Annotated in this window: 12 protein-coding genes and 1 pseudogene; 11 read left to right on the top strand and 2 right to left on the bottom strand. The window is 74.7% G+C overall.

Annotation, left to right across the window (positions count from 1 at the left end; translation table 11 throughout):
- Nucleotides 1-356 precede the first annotated feature (356 nt).
- From lanKC to OG802_RS31410, 4 genes and pseudogenes are all read left to right on the top strand, one after another.
- Nucleotides 357-3,005: a class III lanthionine synthetase LanKC gene (gene lanKC / locus OG802_RS31425; protein ID WP_329415990.1), complete on the top strand. Its 2,649-nt coding sequence runs from the start codon at nt 357-359 to the stop codon at nt 3,003-3,005.
- An 83-nt stretch (nt 3,006-3,088) separates the two neighbouring features.
- Nucleotides 3,089-3,205, top strand: coding sequence for a SapB/AmfS family lanthipeptide (locus OG802_RS31420; protein WP_329415988.1), 117 nt, complete (start codon nt 3,089-3,091; stop codon nt 3,203-3,205).
- A gap of 102 nt (nt 3,206-3,307) precedes the next feature.
- Nucleotides 3,308-5,041 carry an ABC transporter ATP-binding protein gene (locus OG802_RS31415; protein WP_329415987.1) on the top strand — a complete coding sequence of 578 codons (1,734 nt, stop codon included), beginning with the start codon at nt 3,308-3,310 and terminating at the stop codon, nt 5,039-5,041.
- Between the two features lie 392 nt (nt 5,042-5,433).
- A pseudogene (locus tag OG802_RS31410) lies at nt 5,434-6,672 on the top strand (ATP-binding cassette domain-containing protein); the annotation flags it as partial.
- Nucleotides 6,673-7,011: 339 nt separating this feature from the next.
- Here the strand turns inward: OG802_RS31410 and OG802_RS31405 are convergent.
- The gene (locus OG802_RS31405; protein WP_329415986.1) at nt 7,012-7,620 is read right to left on the bottom strand and encodes a response regulator transcription factor; all 609 of its coding nucleotides are present in this window, start codon (nt 7,618-7,620) and stop codon (nt 7,012-7,014) included.
- Nucleotides 7,621-7,898: 278 nt separating this feature from the next.
- Between OG802_RS31405 and OG802_RS31400 the strand changes: the two genes are divergently transcribed.
- Nucleotides 7,899-10,046, top strand: coding sequence for a SpoIIE family protein phosphatase (locus OG802_RS31400; RefSeq protein ID WP_329415985.1), 2,148 nt, complete (start codon nt 7,899-7,901; stop codon nt 10,044-10,046).
- A gap of 82 nt (nt 10,047-10,128) precedes the next feature.
- Here OG802_RS31400 and OG802_RS31395 read toward each other — a convergent pair whose 3' ends face one another.
- On the bottom strand, nt 10,129-11,670 hold the full coding sequence (locus OG802_RS31395; RefSeq protein WP_329415984.1) for a S1 family peptidase: 1,542 nt from the start codon (nt 11,668-11,670) through the stop codon (nt 10,129-10,131).
- 778 nt (nt 11,671-12,448) lie between these two features.
- On the opposite strand from OG802_RS31395, the gene OG802_RS31390 reads away from it, so the two are divergent.
- The 6 genes from OG802_RS31390 (at nt 12,449) to OG802_RS31365 (ending at nt 20,755) form a co-directional block, all read left to right on the top strand.
- Nucleotides 12,449-12,664: a type A2 lantipeptide gene (locus OG802_RS31390; RefSeq protein ID WP_329415983.1), complete on the top strand. Its 216-nt coding sequence runs from the start codon at nt 12,449-12,451 to the stop codon at nt 12,662-12,664.
- Nucleotides 12,665-12,750: 86 nt separating this feature from the next.
- Nucleotides 12,751-13,557, top strand: coding sequence for an HlyD family efflux transporter periplasmic adaptor subunit (locus tag OG802_RS31385; protein ID WP_329415982.1), 807 nt, complete (start codon nt 12,751-12,753; stop codon nt 13,555-13,557).
- Nucleotides 13,554-15,776, top strand: coding sequence for an NHLP family bacteriocin export ABC transporter peptidase/permease/ATPase subunit (locus OG802_RS31380; RefSeq protein WP_329415981.1), 2,223 nt, complete (start codon nt 13,554-13,556; stop codon nt 15,774-15,776). Before OG802_RS31385 ends, OG802_RS31380 begins: the two co-directional genes overlap by 4 nt.
- A gap of 1 nt (nt 15,777) precedes the next feature.
- Nucleotides 15,778-18,630, top strand: a complete 2,853-nt coding sequence (locus OG802_RS31375) for an NHLP bacteriocin export ABC transporter permease/ATPase subunit (RefSeq protein ID WP_329415980.1) — start codon at nt 15,778-15,780, stop codon at nt 18,628-18,630.
- A gap of 239 nt (nt 18,631-18,869) precedes the next feature.
- Nucleotides 18,870-20,372, top strand: a complete 1,503-nt coding sequence (locus tag OG802_RS31370) for an MFS transporter (RefSeq protein ID WP_329415979.1) — start codon at nt 18,870-18,872, stop codon at nt 20,370-20,372.
- Between the two features lie 182 nt (nt 20,373-20,554).
- A complete protein-coding gene (locus OG802_RS31365; RefSeq protein ID WP_329415978.1) occupies nt 20,555-20,755 on the top strand; it encodes a hypothetical protein in 201 nt (66 codons plus the stop codon).
- The last annotated feature ends 27 nt before the right edge of the window (nt 20,756-20,782 follow it).

Raw genomic sequence — 20,782 nt, 5'->3', positions numbered from 1 at the left:
CGCGCGCAGCCCCTGTGCCCGTTTCGGGTCCAGGAGGACGACGGGACGACGCGAGGAGCGGGGTCGGGAGGGCCGCCGCGCGGGTCCGGCGGCCGGGCGGCGGGCGGAGCGCCGGGGGCGGGCGCGGGCGCGGGAGGGCCGGGTTTGACCGGCGGTCGGTGAGCGGGGCGGTCGGCGAGTGGGCCCGTCAGCCGGTCGGCGGGTCGGCCGTCGGCGGGTCGGGCGGCGGTCCGTGTTTCGAACGGACCGAACAGGTCTTTACCCGTGCGTTCCGCACGGTGAGCTCGTGACAGGCGTGACTGTCCGCGGCCCCCTGCGGCTTGCGAGGCTCTTCCCGGGTCCACGGAGGGGGACGCATGGACAAGCGGTACGAGGTGTACGCGCTGGCGGACACGCACTTCTACGAGACGCCCGACCGGCTGAACGCCGGCGGCACGGGGAGCGCCCCGCTGTACGGCACGGCGCGCCGGCCGGTCCCGGAGGGATGGACCTCGGCGCGGATCGGCGACTGGCTGACGCTGACGCCGCTCGACGCGGACGGCCGGCCGGCGGCGGGACCGGCCCAGGGGTGGAAGATCCACGCCTCGGCCACCCGGACGAACGCGGAGCGGATCGCCGCCATCGTGTGGGACTACTGCGTCGGGCGCCGCATCCCCTTCAAGTTCGTCCCGGGCCCGCACCTGCTGCACCTGCGCAACACCAAGTACGCGGGCCGCGACACGAGCGGCAAGTTCGTCACCGTCTACCCGGCGGACGAGGAGCAGCTGCACACGGTCCTGCGCGAACTGGGCGCGCTGCTGGAGGGCTTCGAGGGCCCGTACATCCTCACCGACCTGCGCTGGAACGAGGGTCCGCTCTACGTCCGCTACGGCGCGTTCGCGCGGATGTTCGTCGTCGACGACCGGGGCTCGCTGGTGCCGGCGGTGCGCGACGGCGAGGGCGGCCTCGTGCCGGACCGGCGGGCGCCGTCCTTCCAGGTGCCGCCGTGGGTGACGCTGCCCGCGTTCCTGGAGCCGCACCTCGCGGCCCGCAACACCACGACGGTGGGCGAGCTGCCCTACCGCATCGAGAAGGCGCTGCACTTCTCCAACGGCGGCGGGGTGTACGCGGGCACCGACACCCGCGACGGGCGCAAGGTGGTGCTGAAGGAGGGCAGGCCGCACGCCGGTCTGGCCTCCGACGGGGCGGACGCGATCGTCCGGCTGGAGCGCGAGAAGCGGGCGCTGGAGGCGGTGTCCGGCACCGGGGTGGTGCCGGAGGTGCGCGACTGGTTCCTGCTCGGCGACCACCGCTTCCTGGTGATGGACCTCGTACCGGGGCGGCCGCTGAACTCGTTCTTCGCCGAGCGGCACCCCCTGCTGTGCCCCGACCCGGATCCGGCCGCCGTCGCCGCGTACACGGCGTGGGCGGTGCGCATCCACCGGGCGGTGGAGCAGGCCGTGGAGCGGGTGCACGCGCGCGGCATCGTCTTCAACGACCTGCACGTCTTCAACATCATGGTCGCGCCCGACGAGGAGTCGGTGCACCTGATCGACTTCGAGGCGGCGGCCCCGGCCGGGGAGAACGGCCGCCAGGTCGTGGCGCACCCGGGCTTCTTCGCCCCGCCGGACCGCCGGGGCGCCGACGTCGACCGGTACGCGCTCGCGTGCCTGCGGCTCGCCCTGTTCCTGCCCGTCACGACGTTGTTCGTGGTCGACCGGGGCAAGGCGGCCCACCTGGCGGAGGTGATCGCCGAGCAGTTCCCGGACGTGCCGCGCGCGTTCCTCGACGAGGCGGTCGCCGAGATCACCCGTGACGCCGGTGACGTCGCACAGGCCCCGCCCGGCGCCTCGCCCGCCGGTCGGTCGCGCCCCGCGCGCGTGGCGGCGGCGCCCGCCCCGCGCGTGGAACCCGCCGACTGGCCGCACAGCCGTGACTCGATGGTCAAGGCGATCCTCGCCTCGGCGACCCCGGAGCGCGACGACCGGCTCTACCCCGGAGACGTCGCCCAGTTCTCCGACGGCGGCGGGCTGGGTCTGGCGCACGGCGCGGCCGGCGTCCTGTACGCGCTGAGGGCCACCGGCGCCGAGCGCCACGAGGAGGGCGAGCGCTGGCTTCTGGACCACACCGCCCCGCCGCCGACGGGCACCCCGCTCGGCCTCTACGACGGCCTCGCCGGCGTCGCCCACGTACTGGAGCTGCTCGGCCACCGGCAGCGCGCGCTCGACCTGGTCGACGGCATCCTGCGCGAGCGGTGGCAGAACCTGTCCTCCGACCTGCACGGCGGTCTGGCCGGGCTCGGGCTCGTCCTCGCCGACCTGGCGCACCGGACCGGCGAGCCTGAGCTGCGCGCACGGGCCGCCGAGGCCGCCGACGTCGTCGTGCGACGCCTGGCCGAACCCGTGCCGGACGCGCCCCGGCGGCGGGCCGGGCTGCTGCGGGGCGCGAGCGGACCGGCGCTGTTCCTGCTGCGCCAGTACGAGGCGACCGGCGAGAGCGCGCTGCTCGCGGCGGCGGACGTCGCCCTGCGCCGGGACCTGGCGGCCTGCGTGGAACGCGAGGGCGGCTCGCTGGAGGTCGACGAGGGCTGGCGGACCCTGCCCTACCTCGGCGACGGCAGCGTGGGAGTGGGCGCGGTCCTCGACGACGCCGTGGTCCATCTCCCCGACCCGGACGGGGAGTTCGCACGGGCCCGGGCCGGCGTCCTGACCGCCGCCACGTCCCGCTTCTACGCGCAGCCCGGCCTCTTCCAGGGCCGCGCGGGGATGATCCTGCACCTGGCCCGCACCACCGCCGAGGGCGCGACCCGGGCGCGGCTCGACGAGCAGATCGCCGCACTCGGCTGGTTCGCGATGCCCTACCAGGGCCAACTCGCCTTCCCCGGCCACCAGATGATGCGGCTGTCCATGGACCTCGGCACCGGCACGGCGGGCTGTCTGCTCGCGCTGGCCGCCGCCCTCGACCCCGACGGCACGGGCGCCGGCGCCCGGTTGCCGTTCCTTCCGCCGCCGCACCGGCGGCCCTGAAGACGCGGCTCCGCGGCAACGGCGGAGTCGTGACGCAACCCCGTCCCCACGGGACGAACATCCAACCGACGAAAGGACACACCATGGCCCTTCTCGACCTTCAGACGATGGAATCCGACGACTACAACGGGGGCGGCGGCAACAGCACCGTCAGCCTGCTGTCCTGCGTCAGCGCGGCGAGCGTCATCCTCTGTCTGTGATCCGCACGTCGTGCTGAAGGCCCCGGGCGGTCCGCTCCTGCGGGAGAGGGCCGCCCGGGGTCCTGCCGCCCCCTGAGACCTCGAAGGAAGCGCGGGACCACGATGCCGATGGACCGGACGACCGGTGAGCTGCTGCGCGCGGCCGCCCGGCACAGCGCCGGACGCTGCGTCGCCCTGTGCCTGGTGAGCGTGACGGCGACGGGCGCGAGCCTGCTGCTGCCGGCGGCCCTCGGCCGCACCCTCGACCTGCTGATCGCCCAGACGCCCGCGACGCGCTGGGTGCTGTACTGCGCGGCCCTCGTCGCGCTGCTGACGCTGCTGGACGCCCTGGAGACGGTGCTCGCCGGGACCACGGACGCACGGACCACCGCGTTCCTGCGCCGCCGCGTCACCGGGCACGTCCTGGCCGCGGGCCCGCGCGCCGCCGACCGTTTCGGCGCCGGGGACCTCGTCGCCCGCGTCGTCGGCAACGCGGCCCAGGCCGGAACCGCGCCCGCGGCCCGCGCCGCGCTGCTGGCCGCGCTCGCCGGGCCCGTCGGCGCCGTGGCGGCGCTGGCCCTCGTCGACTGGCGGCTCGCCGCCGTCCTCCTGGCCGGGGCGCCGGTCCTGACCCTCCTGCTGCGCACCCTCGCCCGGGACACCTCGACCTGCGTGGCGGACTACCAGCGGGCGCAGGGGCGGATCGCGGCCGCGCTCGCCGAGGCGGTGGCCGGGGCCCGCACCATCCGCGCCGCCGGCACGGCCGGCCGCGACACCGCCCGCGTCCTGCGGCCGCTGCCCGAGCTGTCGCGGGCCGGGGTCCGCATGTGGCGGGTCCAGGGCCGGGCCGCCGCGCAGGCGGTCGCCGTGGCGCCGCTGCTGCACCTCGCGGTCGTCGCCGTCGCGGGCGTCCTGCTCACCCGGCACCGCCTGACCGCGGGCGACGTCCTCGCCGCCTCGCGCTACGCGGTGCTCGCCACCGGCGTCGGCGTGCTGGTCGGACGGCTCTCCGGGCTGGTGCGGTCCCGCGCCGCCGCCGCCCGCCTGGGCGAGGTCCTGGACCAGCCCGCGCCCGCGCACGGCGACCGCCGTCTGCCGCCGGACGGCACGGGCCGGCTGGAACTGCGCGGGGTCACCGCCCGGCGCTGCGGGCGCACCGTGCTGGACGGCGTCGACCTGGTGGTGCCCGGCGGGCGGACGCTGGCCCTGGTGGGCCGCTCCGGCGCGGGCAAGTCGCTGCTGGCCGCCCTGGCCGGCCGGCTCGCCGACCCGGACGCGGGAGAGGTCCTGCTGGACGGCGTGCCGCTCGCCGCGCTGCGCCGGGACGAACTGCGCGCGGCGATCGCCCAGGCCTTCGACCGCCCGGCCCTGCTGGGCGGCACGGTGGAGGGCACGATCGCGCTCGGGCCGCCGGGCCGCGCCCCCTCCCCCGCCCGCGTCCGGGAGGCCGCCCGCACCGCCCGCGCCGACGACTTCGTCCGCCGTCTGCCCCACGGCTACGCCACCCGGTGCGCGCACGCCCCGCACTCCGGGGGCGAGGCCCAACGCCTCGGCCTGGCCCGCGCGTTCGCCCACGGCGGCCGGCTGCTCATCCTGGACGACGCCCTCTCCAGCCTGGACACGGTCACCGAACGGCAGGTCACCGACGTCGTGTTCGGCAGCTCGACGACCGCCACCCGGCTCGTCGTGGCCCACCGCGCCGCCACGGCCGCCCGCGCGGACGCCGTGGCCTGGCTGGACGGGGGGCGCGTGCGGGCGGTGGGGACGCACCGGGAGCTGTGGCGCTCGCCCGGTTACCGGGCCGTGTTCGGCGCGGCCGGGTCCGGAGGGGCGGGGTCCGGAGGTGAGCCGCGGTGAGCCGCGTCGGCCCGCACCGGCTCGGGGCGCGGGGACTGCGGTTCCTCAAGGAGCACCGGGGGGCGCTGGCGCGGCTGGCGGGCTGGTCGGTGCTGGAGTCCGGGCAGACCTTCCTGCTCGGATACGCGCTGGCGCGGGCCCTGGACGACGGCTTCCTGGCCGGGCGCGCGGCCGTGGGACTCGGATGGCTCGCACCGGCCGCGCTCGGGGTGCTGCTGGGCGCCTACGGGACCGGGCGGGTGTACGCGGCGGTGGCCGCGCTGGTGGAACCGCTGCGGGACCGGCTGGTCGTGCGGGTGGTGGACCGCGGGGTGCGCGAGGCGGACGCGGGTGCGCTGTCCGGGCTCACCCAGCAGGTGGAGATCGCCCGCGACACCTTCGCGGGGCTGGTGATGGTCTCGCGTTCGTTCGTCTTCACGTCCGCCGGGGCGCTGGCCGGTCTGTGCTCGCTGGCCCCGCCGCTGCTCCTCGTCGTCGTGCCGCCGCTCGCCGCGGGGGTGGCCCTGTTCGCGGCGACCCTGCGCCCGCTGGCCGGGCGGCAGGAGGCGTTCCTCACCGCCGACGAGGCGCTGGCGCAGGACCTGGGCGCCGTGTGCCCGGGGCTGCGGGACGTCACGGCGGCCGGCGCGGAGGACCGGATCGCCGCGGACACCGGCGTCCTCGTGGACTCGGAGCTGCGGGCGGCCCGCGCGCTGGCCCGCTGGGGCGTGACGCGGGTGGCGTGCCTCGCGCTGGGCGGTCACCTGCCGCTGGTGCTGCTGCTGGCCGGCGCCCCCTGGCTGCTGGCGCACGGCGTCACACCGGGGGCGCTGGTCGGCGCCCTGGCCTACGTCAGCCAGTCGCTGCTCCCGGCGCTGAGCGGTCTCATCCACGGCCTGGGCACCAGCGGGTCCCGGCTGACGGTGGTGCTGCGCCGGCTGACCCCGCCCGCCCCGGCGCCGCCCCGCGCGACCGGCGGCGAGGACCGGGACGACCGGCTCCCGGACGGAGACGAGGAGCGGGCCCGCCCACTCCCGGAGGGAGGCCAGGAGCGCGGCCGCCCACTCCCGGACGGAGACGAGAAGCGGGCCCGCCCACTCCCGGAGGGAGGCCAGGAGCGCGGCCGCCCACTCCCGGACGGAGACGAGAAGCGGGCCCGCCCACTCCCGGACGGAGACGAGAAGCGGCCCCGCCCACTCCCCCAGGACGCCGGCGCACCGCCCCCCGCCCTCTCCCTGACCGCACTCGCGTTCGCCTACGGTCCCGCCTCCTCGCCCGTCGTCGACGGCCTCACGCTCACGCTGCCCGCCGGGGGGCACTTGGCCGTCGTGGGCCCCAGCGGGGTCGGGAAGTCGACCCTGACCGGGCTGGTGGCCGGCCTGCTGGAACCGGTGCGCGGCGAGATCCGGGTCTGCGGCCGGCCGGTGCCGGGAGACGACGCCGCGGCCCTGCGCGTCCTCATCCCGCAGGAGGCGTACGTGTTCAGCGGCACCCTGGGCGAGAACCTGGCGCATCTGCGGCCCGATCCCGTGCCCGAGGAGGAGGCGCTCGCCGCCGCCGAGGCCGTCGGACTGACCCCGCTGCTCGACTCCCTGGGCGGCCTGGGGGCGGCCGTGGACCCTACGGCGCTGTCGGCGGGCGAGCGCCAGCTGATCGCGCTCACGCGCGCGTACCTGTCGCGGGCCCCGCTGGCCCTGCTCGACGAGGCGACGTGCCACCTGGACCCGGAGGCGGAGGCCCGCGCCGAGCAGGCGTTCGCGGCCCGGCCGGGCGGCACGCTGCTCGTCGTGGCGCACCGCGTCAGCTCCGCCCGGCGCGCCGGGCGGGTGCTGGTCATGGACGGGCCCCGCACGATCTGCGGGACGCACGGGGAGATGGTGCGCCGCTCCGCCCTCTACCGCGACCTGGTCGGCTCATGGACGCCCCGGGAGGCCGACGAGGGCTGCGGAGCGGGGACAGCCGGGGAGAGCGGGGACGCGGGGCGGGTCGGGTCACAGCCAGCCCTGCCCCTGGGAGATGCGGATGGCGTCCACGCGGTTGCGGGCGCCGGTCTTGCGGGTGATCGCCGCCATGTAGTTGCGCACCGTCCCGTGGGACAGGTGGAGGCTCCCCGCGATCTCCGCGATGGAGGCGCCCTCGGCGGCGAGGGTCAGCACGCTCAGTTCCCGGCGGGTCAGGGGCATCTCGGCGGCCTTGAGGAATCCGAAGCCCAGTGAGTCGGTGACGAAACGTTCCCCCTGGGCGACTCTCCGGATCCCGCGCAGTAACTGCTCCGGTGTGCCGGCCCGGTCGACGTAGCCGAGCGCCCCCGCCTCCAGCGCCCGTTTCAGCAGGCCCGGCCTGTTCGCTCCGGCAAGCACGAGCAGCCGCGGCGGCGCGAGTCCGACGCTGCGCGCGCTGAGATCGCCCAGGGGCGGGATGCCGTACGTGTCGGAGCAGTCGAGGTCGGCCGCGCACACGTCCGGCCGCACCGCCCGCACCCGGCCGGCCGCGCCGCGCCACGGGACGTCGTCCACCCGCAGGTCCGGCTCCCTGGACAACCACTGTGCGAGGACCGATCTGACCAGACATGCGTCGTGCACCAGAAGTACCCGGATCACTGCCGCCCCTTCGACTAGCCGTACACAGGTTTTCTCGGTGTTCAGCGCGTGCCCATTGTTCGGGCTTCGGGACCGATCCTGAGCGCGAAGATCCGGCCATCAGGGTGCGCGGGGGCGCACGCGCGGCGGTCGTACCCCTGTGCGCGCTTCGGCTTGGGGGGCATGACAACGGGCCGACGGGGTACGAGACGGCACCCGGCGGGCGCGCCGCTCGCCGTGCGCGTCGCGTCGCCAGGGGGCAGATTTGAGGCCTGACCCGCGCGGCGGCGGGCGAGGAGGTGGTCGCCGTGCCCGAGCAGACGTCCGGCCAGGCGCCGGCCGCCTCGTCGGCCCCGGTCGGCCGGCCGCTGCTCTCGCTGGCGCTGACGTCGATGATGGACGCCGTCGGCGCGCACTCCGGCGCGGTGTACCTGCGTCCGGGCGACGAGCCGGTGCTGGCGATGGCGGTGATGGCCGGCCTGCCGCGGTCCTTCGCCGCGCCCTGGGAGCGGGTGGGGCTGAGCGCGCCCATCCCGGTGGCCGAGGCGGTGCGCGAGCGGCGGCTGGTGTGGGTGGGCGGGCAGGAGGACATGGCCCGGCGCTATCCCCGGATCGCCGTCGTGCTGCCCTATCCGTTCGCGCTGGCCGCGCTGCCGGTGGCGACCGGCTCCCGGGTGTACGGCGCCGTCTTCCTCACCTGGCCCGGCTCGCACCCCCCGGATCTGTCGGACCTCGAGCGCCGCGAGCTGACGTCCGCCTGTGAGCGGCTGGCGCTGCGGCTGGAGCGGGCGGCGGCCCACCACCGTGCCGTGCTCGCCGAGGCGGACGTCCTGGACGCCGGGCCGGTGGGCGGCGCCTCGCAGACGCTGGGCTCGCTGGAGGCGGCCCGGATGGTGGCCCGGCTGCCGTACGGGATGTGCTCGCTGGATCTGAGCGGGCGGGTGGGCTTCGCCAACGCCGCCGCTTCCGAGATGCTCGGCGTCCCCGTGCACGGGCTGCTCGGGTCGCAGTTGTGGGCGAGCGTGCCGTGGCTCAACGACCCGATGTACGAGGAGCGCTACCGGGCCGCGCTGATCAGTCAGGACGCCACCTCGTTCGTGGCGCTGCGGCCGCCCTCCGACTGGCTGTCGTTCCGGCTGTACCCGAGCACCACCGGGATCAGCGTCCGGATCAGCCGGGCCCGGGCCGTGTCGGAGATACGGCCCGCCGGCCCCCGCCCGGGGGACGCGCCGACCCGGCTCGTGTCGATGTCGCAGGCGCTGAGCATGGCCGGGGCGCTCACCGAGACGGTGAGTGTGCAGGACGTGGTGGCGCTGGTCGCGGACGAGATCGCGCCGGCGGTGGGCTGCCGGGCCCTGGCCCTGCTCGGCGCGCAGGCCGGGCGGCTGCATGTGCTCGGACACCACGGGTATCCCGACCCGGCGACCGTGGAACAGTTCGGCGGGATGCCGCTCACCGCCGCGACCCCGGGGGCCCGCGCCGTCGCCCACGGGGTGCCCGCGTTCTTCGACTCCCGCGAGCACCTGGAGCGCCTGTACCCGGCGCGGCACGCCACGCCGGACGGCTTCGCCGCCTGGGCCTACCTGCCGTTGATCGCCTCCGGCCGTCCGGTGGGCGCCTGTGTGCTGGCCTACGCCGAACCGCGGCGGTTCTCCACGCACGAGCGCGCGGTGCTGGCGAGCCTGGCGGGGCTGATCGCCCAGGCCCTGGACCGGGCGCTGCTGTACGACGTCAAGCACCAGCTCGCCCACGGGCTCCAGGCGGCGCTGCTGCCGCCCTCGCTGCCGTCGCTGGCCGGCCTGGAGGCGACCGCCCGCTATCTGCCCGCCACGCGGGGCATGGAGATCGGCGGCGACTTCTACGACCTGGTGCCGTCGCCCCCGCTGGCGGCGGCGGTGATCGGGGACGTGCAGGGGCACAACGTGACCGCGGCCGGGCTGATGGGGCAGATCCGCACCGCCGTGCGCGCCTACACGACGGTGGGGCAGGGGCCCGGCGAGGTCATGCGCAGCACGAACCGGCTGCTGATCGACCTCGGCTCCGAGCTGCTCGCCAGTTGTCTGTACCTGCGCCTGGACCCCGCCCGCGGCCGGGCGGTCATGGCCCGCGCCGGGCATCCCCCGCCGCTGTTGCGCCGGCCGGACGGGCGGGTGCGCGTCCTGGACCTCGCGGGCGGCCCGCTGCTGGGCATCGACGACGCGGCGACGTATCCGACGACGGAGGTCGAGCTGAGCCCCGACTGCGTCCTCGCCCTCTACACGGACGGGCTCATCGAGACGCCGGGGGTGGACATCGAGGACGCGGTCGTGGATCTGGGGCGGCGGCTCGGCGCGGCCGGGGACCGTCCGCTGGAGGAGCTGGCCGACGAGCTGGTGGGGCACTACGCGGCGGCGGAGGAGCGGATCGACGACGTGGCGCTGCTGTTGCTGCGGCCGCGGGCGGACTGACCTCGGGCGAGGGCCTGGCCGGGCTCCGGCGCACGAACGGTCCGGCCCTCCGCCGAGGGCCGGACCGTTCGGTGACGCCGGGTCAGTGCGAGCGGTTCACAGCCGAGCCGTCCTGCTGACCGCCGCCGGACTGGTTCTGGTTCCCGTTCTGGTGCCCGCCGTCGCCCGTCTGGTTCTGCGCGTCGCCGTTCTCGTCGACCGCGCCGCCGGCGCCCGCGCCCTGCCCGCCGTCCTGAACGGCCTCGCCGGTCTGGTCGTCGATGCCGTCGCCGTTCTCGTCGACCGCACCGCCGCCGGCGGCCTCGCCGCCACCCTGAACGGCCTCACCGGTCTGGTCGTCGATGCCGTCACCGTTCTCGTCGACCGCGCCGCCGGCGCCCGCGCCCTGGCCGCCGTCCTGAATGGCCTCGCCGGTCTGGTCGTCGATGCCGTCGCCGTTCTCGTCGACCGCACCGCCGTTGCCCGCACCGCCGGCACCCGCGCCGCCGGCGTTGCCCGCGCCGCCGTCGCCGAGGGTGGCGCCGACCGCGGCCAGCGCGGTGGTCACCGGCTGGAAGAAGGTCTCGCCGCCCGCGGTGCAGTCGCCGCTGCCGCCCGAGGTCAGGCCGACGGCCTGGCCGTCCTGGGTGAAGAGCGAGCCGCCGCTGTCACCGGGCTCGGCGCAGACGTCCGTCTGGATGAGGCCCGTGACGGTGCCCTCGGGGTAGTTGACGGTGGCGTCGAGGCCGAGGACCTGGCCGTCGTGCAGGCCGGTGGTGCTGCCCATCCGGAAGACCTGCGTGCCGACCGTGGCCTCGCCGGCCTGGTTGATCGCGACGGTCTGCTGACCGGTGTCGACCTCGCTGGGCGCCTGGGTGTTCGGGTCGTCGTACTTCACAAGCGCGAAGTCGCCGTCGCCGGGGAAGGTGGCCTGGTCGACCGTGGCGATCGGCTGGCCGTTCTGGGAGTCGGACCACTGCTTGGCCGCGACCCCGCAGTGACCGGCCGTCAGGAAGGCGGGGGAGCCGTCGCCCGCCGTCACGTTGAAGCCGAGGGAGCAGCGCGCTCCGCCGCCGAATATCGCGTCGCCGCCGGAGACGAACGGCTTGAGGGCGCCGGAGGACTTGCGGATCGTCGCCATGCCGGAGCCGAGGCTCTTGACGGTGGACTCGATGCGGCTCCACTTGGCGCCGGTGACGGTCGAGTCGGCGGTGACGAGGATCTTGTTCGTCTTCGGGTCGACGGCCCAGGAGGTGCCCGGGATGGTCGCCCGGGTCTTCAGCGTCCGCGCGGCCGCCTTGAGTTCGGCCGTGCTGTTGTCGACCTGCCGGATCCTGGCGCCGGCCTGCTCGGCCTGCGCCAGGACGTTGTTCCCCGTGCCGGAGACGTTCACGACGTTGACGACCAGCTGCTTGGCGGCGGCGTCGTAGTAGGAGCCGGCGAAGGCGTCGCCGAGCTGCTTCTGCAGCTGGGAGGCGAGGTCCGAGGCGTTGCCCGCCTTCAGGGTCTTCACCGAGGCGGCGCCACCGGAACCGCCGTCCTGAGAGGCGTTGGCCTGGGGAAGGAGGATGGCCGCCGCTCCGAGCGCCGCCACACCGCCTGCCGCGACGATGGCCTTGCGCTTCGTAACTCGCTTGTGACTCAAAAAACTCGACCTCCTGGGGGGACGGGGTCTGGCTGCCGGGGTTCGGCAGCTCCGTACAGCGGCGCCTGGTTGGCCATCAGTACGCGGCCGGCGCGCGGCGCGTTCAATCGCGTTTGCCAACTTCCTTTGCACACCACCGATTCGGCCGCGCCGGGCGAAGGTCCGGAGCGGTGGATTCCGGCCCGGGGGCGCGCAACCGGGCGGTCCGGCCGTCCGAATCCGTGCGGTGGCCGCCGTCCGCGTTCCCGCCACGTCCCCGCCAGGTCCCCGCCACGTTCCCTCCGCGCCCCGGCCGTCGGCCGCCGACGGGCTCGGAAACAACTTCCGGGACCCTTCGTGTCCGTCCGGACACGTTCCGTCGACGATCCGAAGCGGAATCCCCGCTTCAGGGAATCTGCACAGCGAATGCCCAATCAGGTCACGGCGAGCGGGGGTTCTGCACAAGTGCGCGGCGGCCGCCGTGCCATAGGTGCGCGAGTGTCCGATTCGCCGCGAGAGCGGCCCGCGCTCATCCGGGCGAACCCGGCCCGTGGTGTGAAGATGTCGCCGACAAGGCGTGGGCGCGCCTGCACCGTTTCTCGCTCCTGTGACGCAAGTGCCCAGGTGAGACGTGGGTTTGATTGGAAGCGCCGGCCGTGGACCTGCTTTGATCCATCGCATCGCAGGGCCGCAGCGGTCTCCCGGAGACGGGAGGTCCGGGCCCCGCGGTTGCGGCCGTCTGTCCCCAGAGGGGGCCGCTCCCCCCTTATGAGATATCCATGTGAAGGGAAGTTCCCCCATGAACTCCACCCCCCAGGTTGAGACCGTCGAGATCTCCGACGCCGAGCTGGACAACGTCTCCGGCGGTCTGTCCCTGAACGCCGTCGGCACCGTCACCGGCCTGGTGGACGGCGTTGCCCCGGTCTCCGGCCTGGTCAACACGGTCGTCGGCACGGTCGAGGGTGTCACCGGCCTGAGCACGGCCCCGGTCACCAACCTGGTCGCCGGTCTCTGATCGCGCCCTGTGTGACCCCCGCGAGTCCCGGAGCCCTCACCCGGCTCCGGGGCTCGTCGGCGTCCTGACCCTCCCGGGGGAAGTCCGTGCAGTTCCGCCAACAGGCCCTCGCCAAGCTCCAGTCACCGGAGGAACTCGACCTGCCGGTGCGTTTCGCGCGCCCTCAGGGCTGGCTGGTGCTGGCCGTGACCGTGGTCGTCGTCGCGGCCGCGTCCGTGTGGGCGGTGACCGGTTCGGTCGCCTCCACGGTGAGCGCGCCCGCCGTCCTCACCCACGGCGAGGGCAGTTACATCCTCCAGAGCCCGGTGGCCGGCCAGGTCACGGCGGTGCTCGCGACGGAGGGCCGCCGGCTGCCCGCCGGCGCCCCCGTGCTGAAGGTGCGCACGGCGGACGGCGACACCGTGGTGCGCACGGTCGCCGCCGGCCGGGTCACCGCCCTCGCCGCCACGATCGGGCAGATCGTCTCCACCGGCGCGAACGTCGCCGCCGTGGAGAAGGTCGCCGACGCCGACGACCCGCTGTACGCGACGGTGTACGTCCCCGCGCCGAACGCGGCCTCCGTCCCGGTCGGCGCGCCCGTCGACCTCACCGTGCAGACCGTTCCGTCCCAGGAGTTCGGCGTGCTGCGCGGCCATGTGAAGTCGGTGGACCGCGAGGCGCAGTCGGCGCGGCAGATCTCCGCCTTCCTCGGTGACAGCCAGCTGGGCGAGCAGTTCACCGAGGACGGCCGGCCGGTGGCGGTGCTGGTGCGTCTGGACCGGTCCGCTTCGACGAAGAGCGGCTACCGGTGGTCGTCGGCGCAGGGCCCGCCGTACGGCCTCGCCTCCATGACCATGGCCACGGGTTCGATACGGCTGGCCGACCAGCGTCCCGTCGACTGGCTGCTGCCATGAGCACCGACGAGCGCACCCGCGGCCGGCGCCGGGCCGCGCCGCCCCGGCGCACGGTCCCCAAGCCCTCGGCGAGGACGGTCCGCACGCCCACCGTGCTCCAGATGGAGGCCGTGGAGTGCGGGGCGGCCTCGCTCGCGATGGTCCTCGGCCACTACGGCCGGCACGTCCCGCTGGAGGAGCTGCGCATCGCGTGCGGCGTCTCGCGCGACGGCTCGCGCGCGAGCAACCTGCTCAAGGCGGCCCGCGGTTACGGACTGACGGCCAAGGGCATGCAGATGGACCTGGCGGCCCTCGCCCAGGTGAAAGCCCCGGCCATCCTGTTCTGGGAGTTCAACCACTACGTCGTCTACGAGGGTCTCGGCCGGCGCTTCGGCCGCCGGGGCGTCTACGTCAACGACCCCGGCAAGGGGCGGCGGTTCGTGCCGATGGAGGACTTCGACGGCAGCTTCACCGGAGTCGTGCTGGTCCTGGAGCCGGGCGAGGGCTTCGAGCGGGGCGGACGCAGGCCGGGCGTGCTGGGCGCGATGCCGGCCCGGCTGCGCGGGACGGCGGGCACGATGCCGGCGGCCGTGCTGGCGAGCCTGCTGCTGGTGCTGGTGGGCGCGGCGGTGCCGGCGCTCAGCCGGACCTACATCGACATGTTCCTGATCGGCGGCCAGACCTCCCTGCTGACGGTGCTGTTCACGTCGATGGGCGCCTGTGTGGCGCTCACGGTCGCCCTCACCTGGCTCCAGCAGGCCAATCTGCACCACGGCCGGATCATCTCCTCGACGCTGTCCAGCGCCCGCTTCCTGCGCCATCTGCTGCGGCTGCCGGTGACCTTCTTCTCCCAGCGCAGTCCGGCGGACCTCGTCCAGCGCCTCCAGTCCAACGACGCCGTCGCCGAGACGCTGGCCCGCGACCTCGCCTCGGCGGGAGTGGACGCGGTGGTCGTCGTCCTGTACGCGCTCCTCCTCTACACCTACGACCCGCAGCTGACGTACGTCGGCGTCGGCGTGGCGCTGCTCAACGTCGTCGCGATGCGGATCGTCGTCCGGATGCGGGCGACGCGGACGGCGAAGCTGCGCGCGGACAACGCGCGGCTGACCAACACGGCCTACACCGGGCTCCAGTTGATCGAGACGATGAAGGCGACCGGCGGCGAGGACGGGTACTTCCGCAAGTGGGCCGGTCAGCACGCCACGACGCTGGAGGAGCAGCAGCGCCTCGGGGTGCCGAGCGCGTGGCTGGGCGTGGTCGCGCCGACGCTCGCCACGCTCAACAGCGCGCTGATCCTGTGGATCGGCGGCATGCGGGCGATAGAGGGCCACATCTCGGTGGGTCTGCTGGTCGCGTTCCAGGCGCTGGTCACCCGGTTCACCGCGCCGCTGACGCGGCTGAACGGCGTCGCGGGGCGGATCCAGGACTTCGCGGCGGACGTGGCCCGGCTGAAGGACGTGGAGAACTTCCGCTCCGATCCGCTCTACGACCGCCGCGCCGGCTCCGACTCCACCCGGCGGCTGCGCGGTCACGTCGAGCTGGAGAACATCGCCTTCGGCTACAGCCCGCTGGACAAGCCCCTGCTGACCGGCTTCGACCTGACGGTGGGGCCGGGGCGGCAGGTGGCGCTGGTGGGCGGCTCCGGCAGCGGCAAGTCGACGGTGTCCCGGCTGATCTCGGGGCTCTACACGCCGTGGGAGGGCGTGATCCGCATCGACGGGCAGCGCCTGGAGGACATTTCGCGCGGGGCGCTGGCCTCTTCCGTCTCCTTCGTCGACCAGGAGGTGTTCCTGTTCGAGGGCACGGTCCGCGACAACGTGGCGCTGTGGGACCCGTCGATCCCGGACGAGGCCGTCGTCGACGCGCTCCGGGACGCGGCCGTCTGGGACGTCGTCCAGCGCCGGCCCGGCGGCGTCCACAGCAGGGTGGAGCAGGACGGGCGCAACTTCTCCGGCGGGCAGCGCCAGCGGCTGGAGATCGCGCGGGCGCTGGTGCGCGGGCCCAGCGTCCTGGTCCTGGACGAGGTGACCAGCGCGCTGGACGCGGAGACGGAGCAGACGGTGATGGACAACCTGCGGCGGCGCGGCTGCGCCTGCGTGGTGATCGCCCACCGGCTCAGCACGGTGCGCGACAGCGACGAGATCGTCGTGCTCCAGCACGGCGCGGTCGTGGAGCGCGGCCGGCACGAGGAACTGGTGGCGCGCGGCGGTGCGTACGCGGCCCTGGTCAGGGAGCGGTGAGATGACGGCCGGATCCGTGGACGACGTCGTCGTCGGCGCGCTGGGACAGCTGGGGGTGCGGATCGACTGCGCCGGTCTCGGCCGCCTGGACCTGGAGGGTCCGCAGGTGCTGTGGCTGGTCGCGGCGGGCGCGCTCGACCTGTTCGCGGTGGACGCGGAGCAGCAGGGCCACTGGCATCACCTGGGCCGTCTGGAGGCGGGGTCCCTGCTGCTGGGCCCGGTGACCGGCCCCCGGCACACGCTCGTCGCCCGTCCGTCGCGCGACTGCGCGGTGCACCGCGTCGGGCTGCGCGAGCTGTACGAGCCGGCGGGCACGCAGACCTGGTCCTACGACGAGTACGGCAACCCCCGGTACGTGCCGCCCGCGTCGAGCCCCCTGGAGTACGCGCTCGCCCTCGGCGTGGGCCGCGGTCTGTCGGTCCTCTTCCAGGCGCCGATGGCCGCCGAGCGGGCCGCCGACGGCGGGGGCGTCCCGGCGCGGGCGCCCGGCGGCACGGGCGACGACGACGAGGTGTTCTGGATGCAGGTGCCGCCGGGCAGCGTGCGGTACGGCTCGCTGTACGGCGCGGAGGCGGCCGCCGACCTGCTGATGGACCCCGGTGTGTGGCAGTCGGTGGTCGACCAGCAGTACCGGCTGCTGACGGCGCTGGACCGCTGGATCGAACAGCGGGAGCGCAGCCACGAGACGCGTACGGCCGCCGGGATCAAGGCGGGCGAGACGGTCCGTGCCCAGGCCGACCGGACTCTGCTCGCGTCGATCGGCGGGAAGGCGGACCGGCGCACGACGTCCGCCGACGCCGACGCCACCTTCGCGGCCTGCCGGCTGGTGGGCCGGGCCGCCGGGATCACCCTGACCGAGCCGTCCGTGACGGGCGCCGACGGCGACCGGCTCGATCCGGTCGAGCGGGTCGCCCTGGCGTCCCGGGTGCGTGCCCGCGCCGTCCGCCTCGACGGCCGCTGGTGGCGGGACGACCTGGGTCCGCTGGTCGGGCGCCGGGCGCTGTCCGGGGCGCCGGTCGCGCTGCTGTGGCGGCGCGGCGGCTATGTCGCCGTCCATCCGGCGACCGGGCGGGAGACGCCGGTCGAGAAGGCCAACGCGGCGGAGTTCGAGCCGCGGGCCGTGATGTTCTACCGGCCGCTGCCCGAGCGAAGCCCCGGCCCGCTCGGCCTGCTGCGGTTCAGCATGCGCGGTACGGGCTCGGACCTGAGGAACCTGCTGGTCAGCGGGTTGGTGACGGTGGCGATCGGGGCGCTGGTGCCGATCGCCACGGGCAAGGTGCTCGGCGAGTACGTGCCGAGGGCCCAGCGGGAGCCGATCGTGCAGGTGTGTCTGGCCGTGATGGTCAGCGGTGTGGTGGCGGCGGCGTTCATGCTGCTGCAGAACCTGACCATGCTGCGCATGGAGGGCCGGATCGAGGCGACGCTCCAGCCCGCCGTGTGGGACCGGCTGCTGAGGCTGCCGACGAAGTTCTTCGCCGAGCGTTCCACGGGCGAGCTGGCGAGCGCCGCCATGGGCGTCAGTGCGATCCGCCGACTGCTGGCGGGGCTCGGCCCGTCGGTGGCGCAGTCGGTCACCGTGGGCGCCATGAACCTGGGGCTGCTGCTCTGGTACAGCGTGCCGATGGCGCTGGCGGCGATCGGGATGCTGACCGTCGTGGCCGCGGTGTTCCTGGGCCTCGGGCTGTGGCAGGTGCGCTGGCAGCGACGGCTCGTGGTGCTCTCCAACAAGCTGAACAACCAGGCGTTCCAGACGCTGCGCGGGCTGCCGAAGCTGCGGGTGGCGGCGGCCGAGAACTACGCGTACGCGGCCTGGGCGGCGCAGTTCGCGCGCAGCCGTGAGCTTCAGCAGCGGCTCGGCCGGATCAGGAACCTCAGCACGGTGCTGGGCGCGGTGTACCTGCCGCTGTGCTCGCTGCTGATGTTCATGCTGCTGGCCGGCCCGGCCCGCGGCGCGCTGTCCGCGGCGGACTTCCTCACCTTCAACACGTCGATGACGATGCTGCTCACCTCGGTGACGTCGCTGACCGGCGCGTTCGTGTCGGCGGTGGCGGCGCTGCCGCTGTTCGAGGAGATCCGGCCGGTGCTGGAGGCGGCCCCCGAGGTCCGCACGGCGAACACCCGGCCGGGCCGGCTGACGGGCGCGCTCGAGGCCCGCCGCCTGTCGTTCCGCTACTCCGACGACGGTCCCCTGGTCCTCGACGACGTCTCCTTCGCGGTGCGGCCGGGCGAGTTCGTGGCGATCGTCGGCCCGAGCGGCTGCGGCAAGTCGACGCTGCTGCGGCTGCTCATCGGCTTCGACCGGCCGGTGTCGGGCAGTGTGCTGTACGACGGCCAGGACCTGGCCGCGCTCGACCAGTCGGCGGTGCGCCGCCAGTGCGGGGTGGTGCTCCAGCACGCCCAGCCGTTCACCGGCTCCCTGCTGGACGTCATCTGCGGCACGGGGGCCTACACGCCCGAGGAGGCGATGGCGGCGGCCGAGATGGCGGGTCTCGCCGAGGACATCGCGCGCATGCCGATGGGGCTGCACACGATCGTCTCGGGCGGCGGCTCGGTCTCGGGCGGCCAGCGCCAGCGCCTGATGATCGCCCAGGCGCTGATCCGGCGGCCGCGGATCCTGTTCTTCGACGAGGCGACCAGCGCCCTGGACAACGAGACGCAGCGCACGGTCATCGAGAGCACCCGCAAGCTGAACGCCACGAGGGTGGTCATCGCGCACCGCCTGTCGACGGTGCTGGACGCCGACCGCGTCATCGTGATGGAGAACGGCAGGGTCGCCCAGCAGGGCCCGCCTGCCCAGCTCCTCGCGGACACCGGCGGGCGCCTGCACGAACTGGTGCGGCGACAGCTGGCCTGAGCGGCTCCCGCCCGGTCGGGCGCGCGGTCGACGCCGTTCCCGGCGCCGGTCCGGCGGCCGCCGCGCGACGCCCTCCCCCGCCGCCCCGGCACACGGACCCGTCCGGCCGGGGCGGCTCCGCGCGCGCCGGCCGGGGCCACTAACGAAACTTTGCCGTTTCGCTGGAACTGGTCTAATCTCGATGTGTACGAAACAGTTTCGTTCAAGTTCTCCGCCCCGCGTTCCTGGAGTGGTTCCCCATGCCTTCGAAGACCTTGACGGACGGCACCCGCACGGGCGCCGCACAGGAGCCGTCCACGGCGTCCACCAGAAAGTGGTGGATCCTCGCGGTCGTCGCACTCGCCCAGCTCATGGTGGTGCTGGACGCCACCATCGTGAACATCGCCCTGCCGTCCGCCCAGGCCGACCTCGGCTTCTCCGACGGCAACCGGCAGTGGATCGTCACCGCGTACGCGCTGGCCTTCGCCTCCCTGCTGCTGCTCGGCGGCCGGATAGCGGACCTCTTCGGCCGCAAGACGGCCTTCCTCGTCGGCGTCGTCGGCTTCGCCGCCGTCTCCGCGCTCGGCGGCGCGGCCACCAACTTCGAGATGCTGGTCACCGCCCGCGCCCTCCAGGGCGCCTTCGGCGCGCTTCTCGCACCGGCCGCCCTGTCGCTGCTCAACACCACGTTCACCGACGCCAAGGAGCGGGCCAAGGCGTTCAGCGTCTACGGCGCCATCGCCGGCGCCGGCGGCGCGGTGGGCCTGCTGCTCGGCGGTGTGCTGACCGACGCGCTCGACTGGCGCTGGACGCTCTACGTGAACGTCGCGATCGCCGTCGTCGCCTTCGCGGGCGGCTGGGTCCTGCTCTCCAACCACCGCGACGCCGCCAACTCCAAGCTCGACGTGCCCGGCACCGTCCTGGTCGCCTCCGGACTGTTCGCCGTGGTCTACGGCTTCTCCAACGCCGAGACGCACGACTGGGGTTCACCGCTGACCTGGGGCTTCCTCATCGCCGGCGGACTGCTGCTCGCGGCCTTCTCGTGGTGGCAGACGCGCGCCGCGCACCCGCTGCTGCCGCTGCGCATCCTCTTCGACCGCAACCGCGCCGCCTCCTTCTTCGCCGTGCTGATCTCCGGCGCCGGCATGTTCGGCGTGTTCCTCTTCCTCACCTACTACCTCCAGCTCAACCTCGGCTTCAGCCCGACGAAGACGGGCGTCGCCTTCCTGCCGATGGTCGCCGCGCTGATGGTGGCGGCGCAGCTCGGCACGACGCTCCTGGTGCCGCGGGTGGGTCCGAAGGCGGTCATCCCGCTGGGCTTCGCCGTCGCCGGAGTCGGCATGGCCTGGCTCACCGGGATCGACGTCGGCTCGCACTACCTGAGCGCGGTGCTGCCGCAGCTGATCATCACCGGCCTCGGTCTCGGCCTGGTCATGCCGCCCGCCATGCAGATGGCCACCGGCGGAGTGGCGGCCGAGGACGCGGGCGTGGCCTCCGCGACCGTCAACGCCATGCAGCAGGTGGGCGGTTCGATCGGCACCGCGCTGCTGAACACCCTCGCCGCGAGCGCCGCGACCGACTACCTGGCCGGCAAGGACCCGACGGACAAACTGGTCCAGGCGCACGCCACCATCGAGAGCTACACCACGGCCTTCTGGTGGTCCGCCGGCTTCTTCGCGGCCGGCGCGGTCATCGCGTTTCTGCTGTTCCGCCGCGGCGTCCCGGAGCAGGACGCGGACGCGGCCCCGGTGGTCCACATGTGACGGGTTCCGGGGATCCGGGCCGAACCAGGCACGAGAGGGGCCGCCGTCCACCGGGGACGGCGGCCCCGCCGCGTGTCCCGGCCCGCCCGCCCCGAGGATCCGGAGCGGGCGGGACGCAGGCGGCTGCGCGCCGGGTGCGCACATGCGGCGTGGAGCGGTCCGGGCCTGGGTACTCGCGGGCCATGACCGAGCACGAACAGCAGCAGCACGACGACGGCCAGGAACGTCCCAGGACCGCGCTGGAGGAGGTCCTGCGCGAGATAGAGGACGCCGAGACCCACCCCGACGAGCCCGACGGCGAGGACCACGGGCACGGCATGGGCGAGGCCGCCGACGCCCTCACCACCAACCGGCGGGCCCAGGAGGAGTCCGAGGGCGACTGAGCCCGGGCCCCGGGGGCGGCTGCGCCG

The sequence above is a fragment of the Streptomyces sp. NBC_00704 genome (genome assembly GCF_036226605.1).
GTDB lineage: Bacteria > Actinomycetota > Actinomycetes > Streptomycetales > Streptomycetaceae > Streptomyces.
Note: the sequence above shows the minus strand (reverse complement) of the source record. Positions and strands in the feature narration are given on the sequence as shown.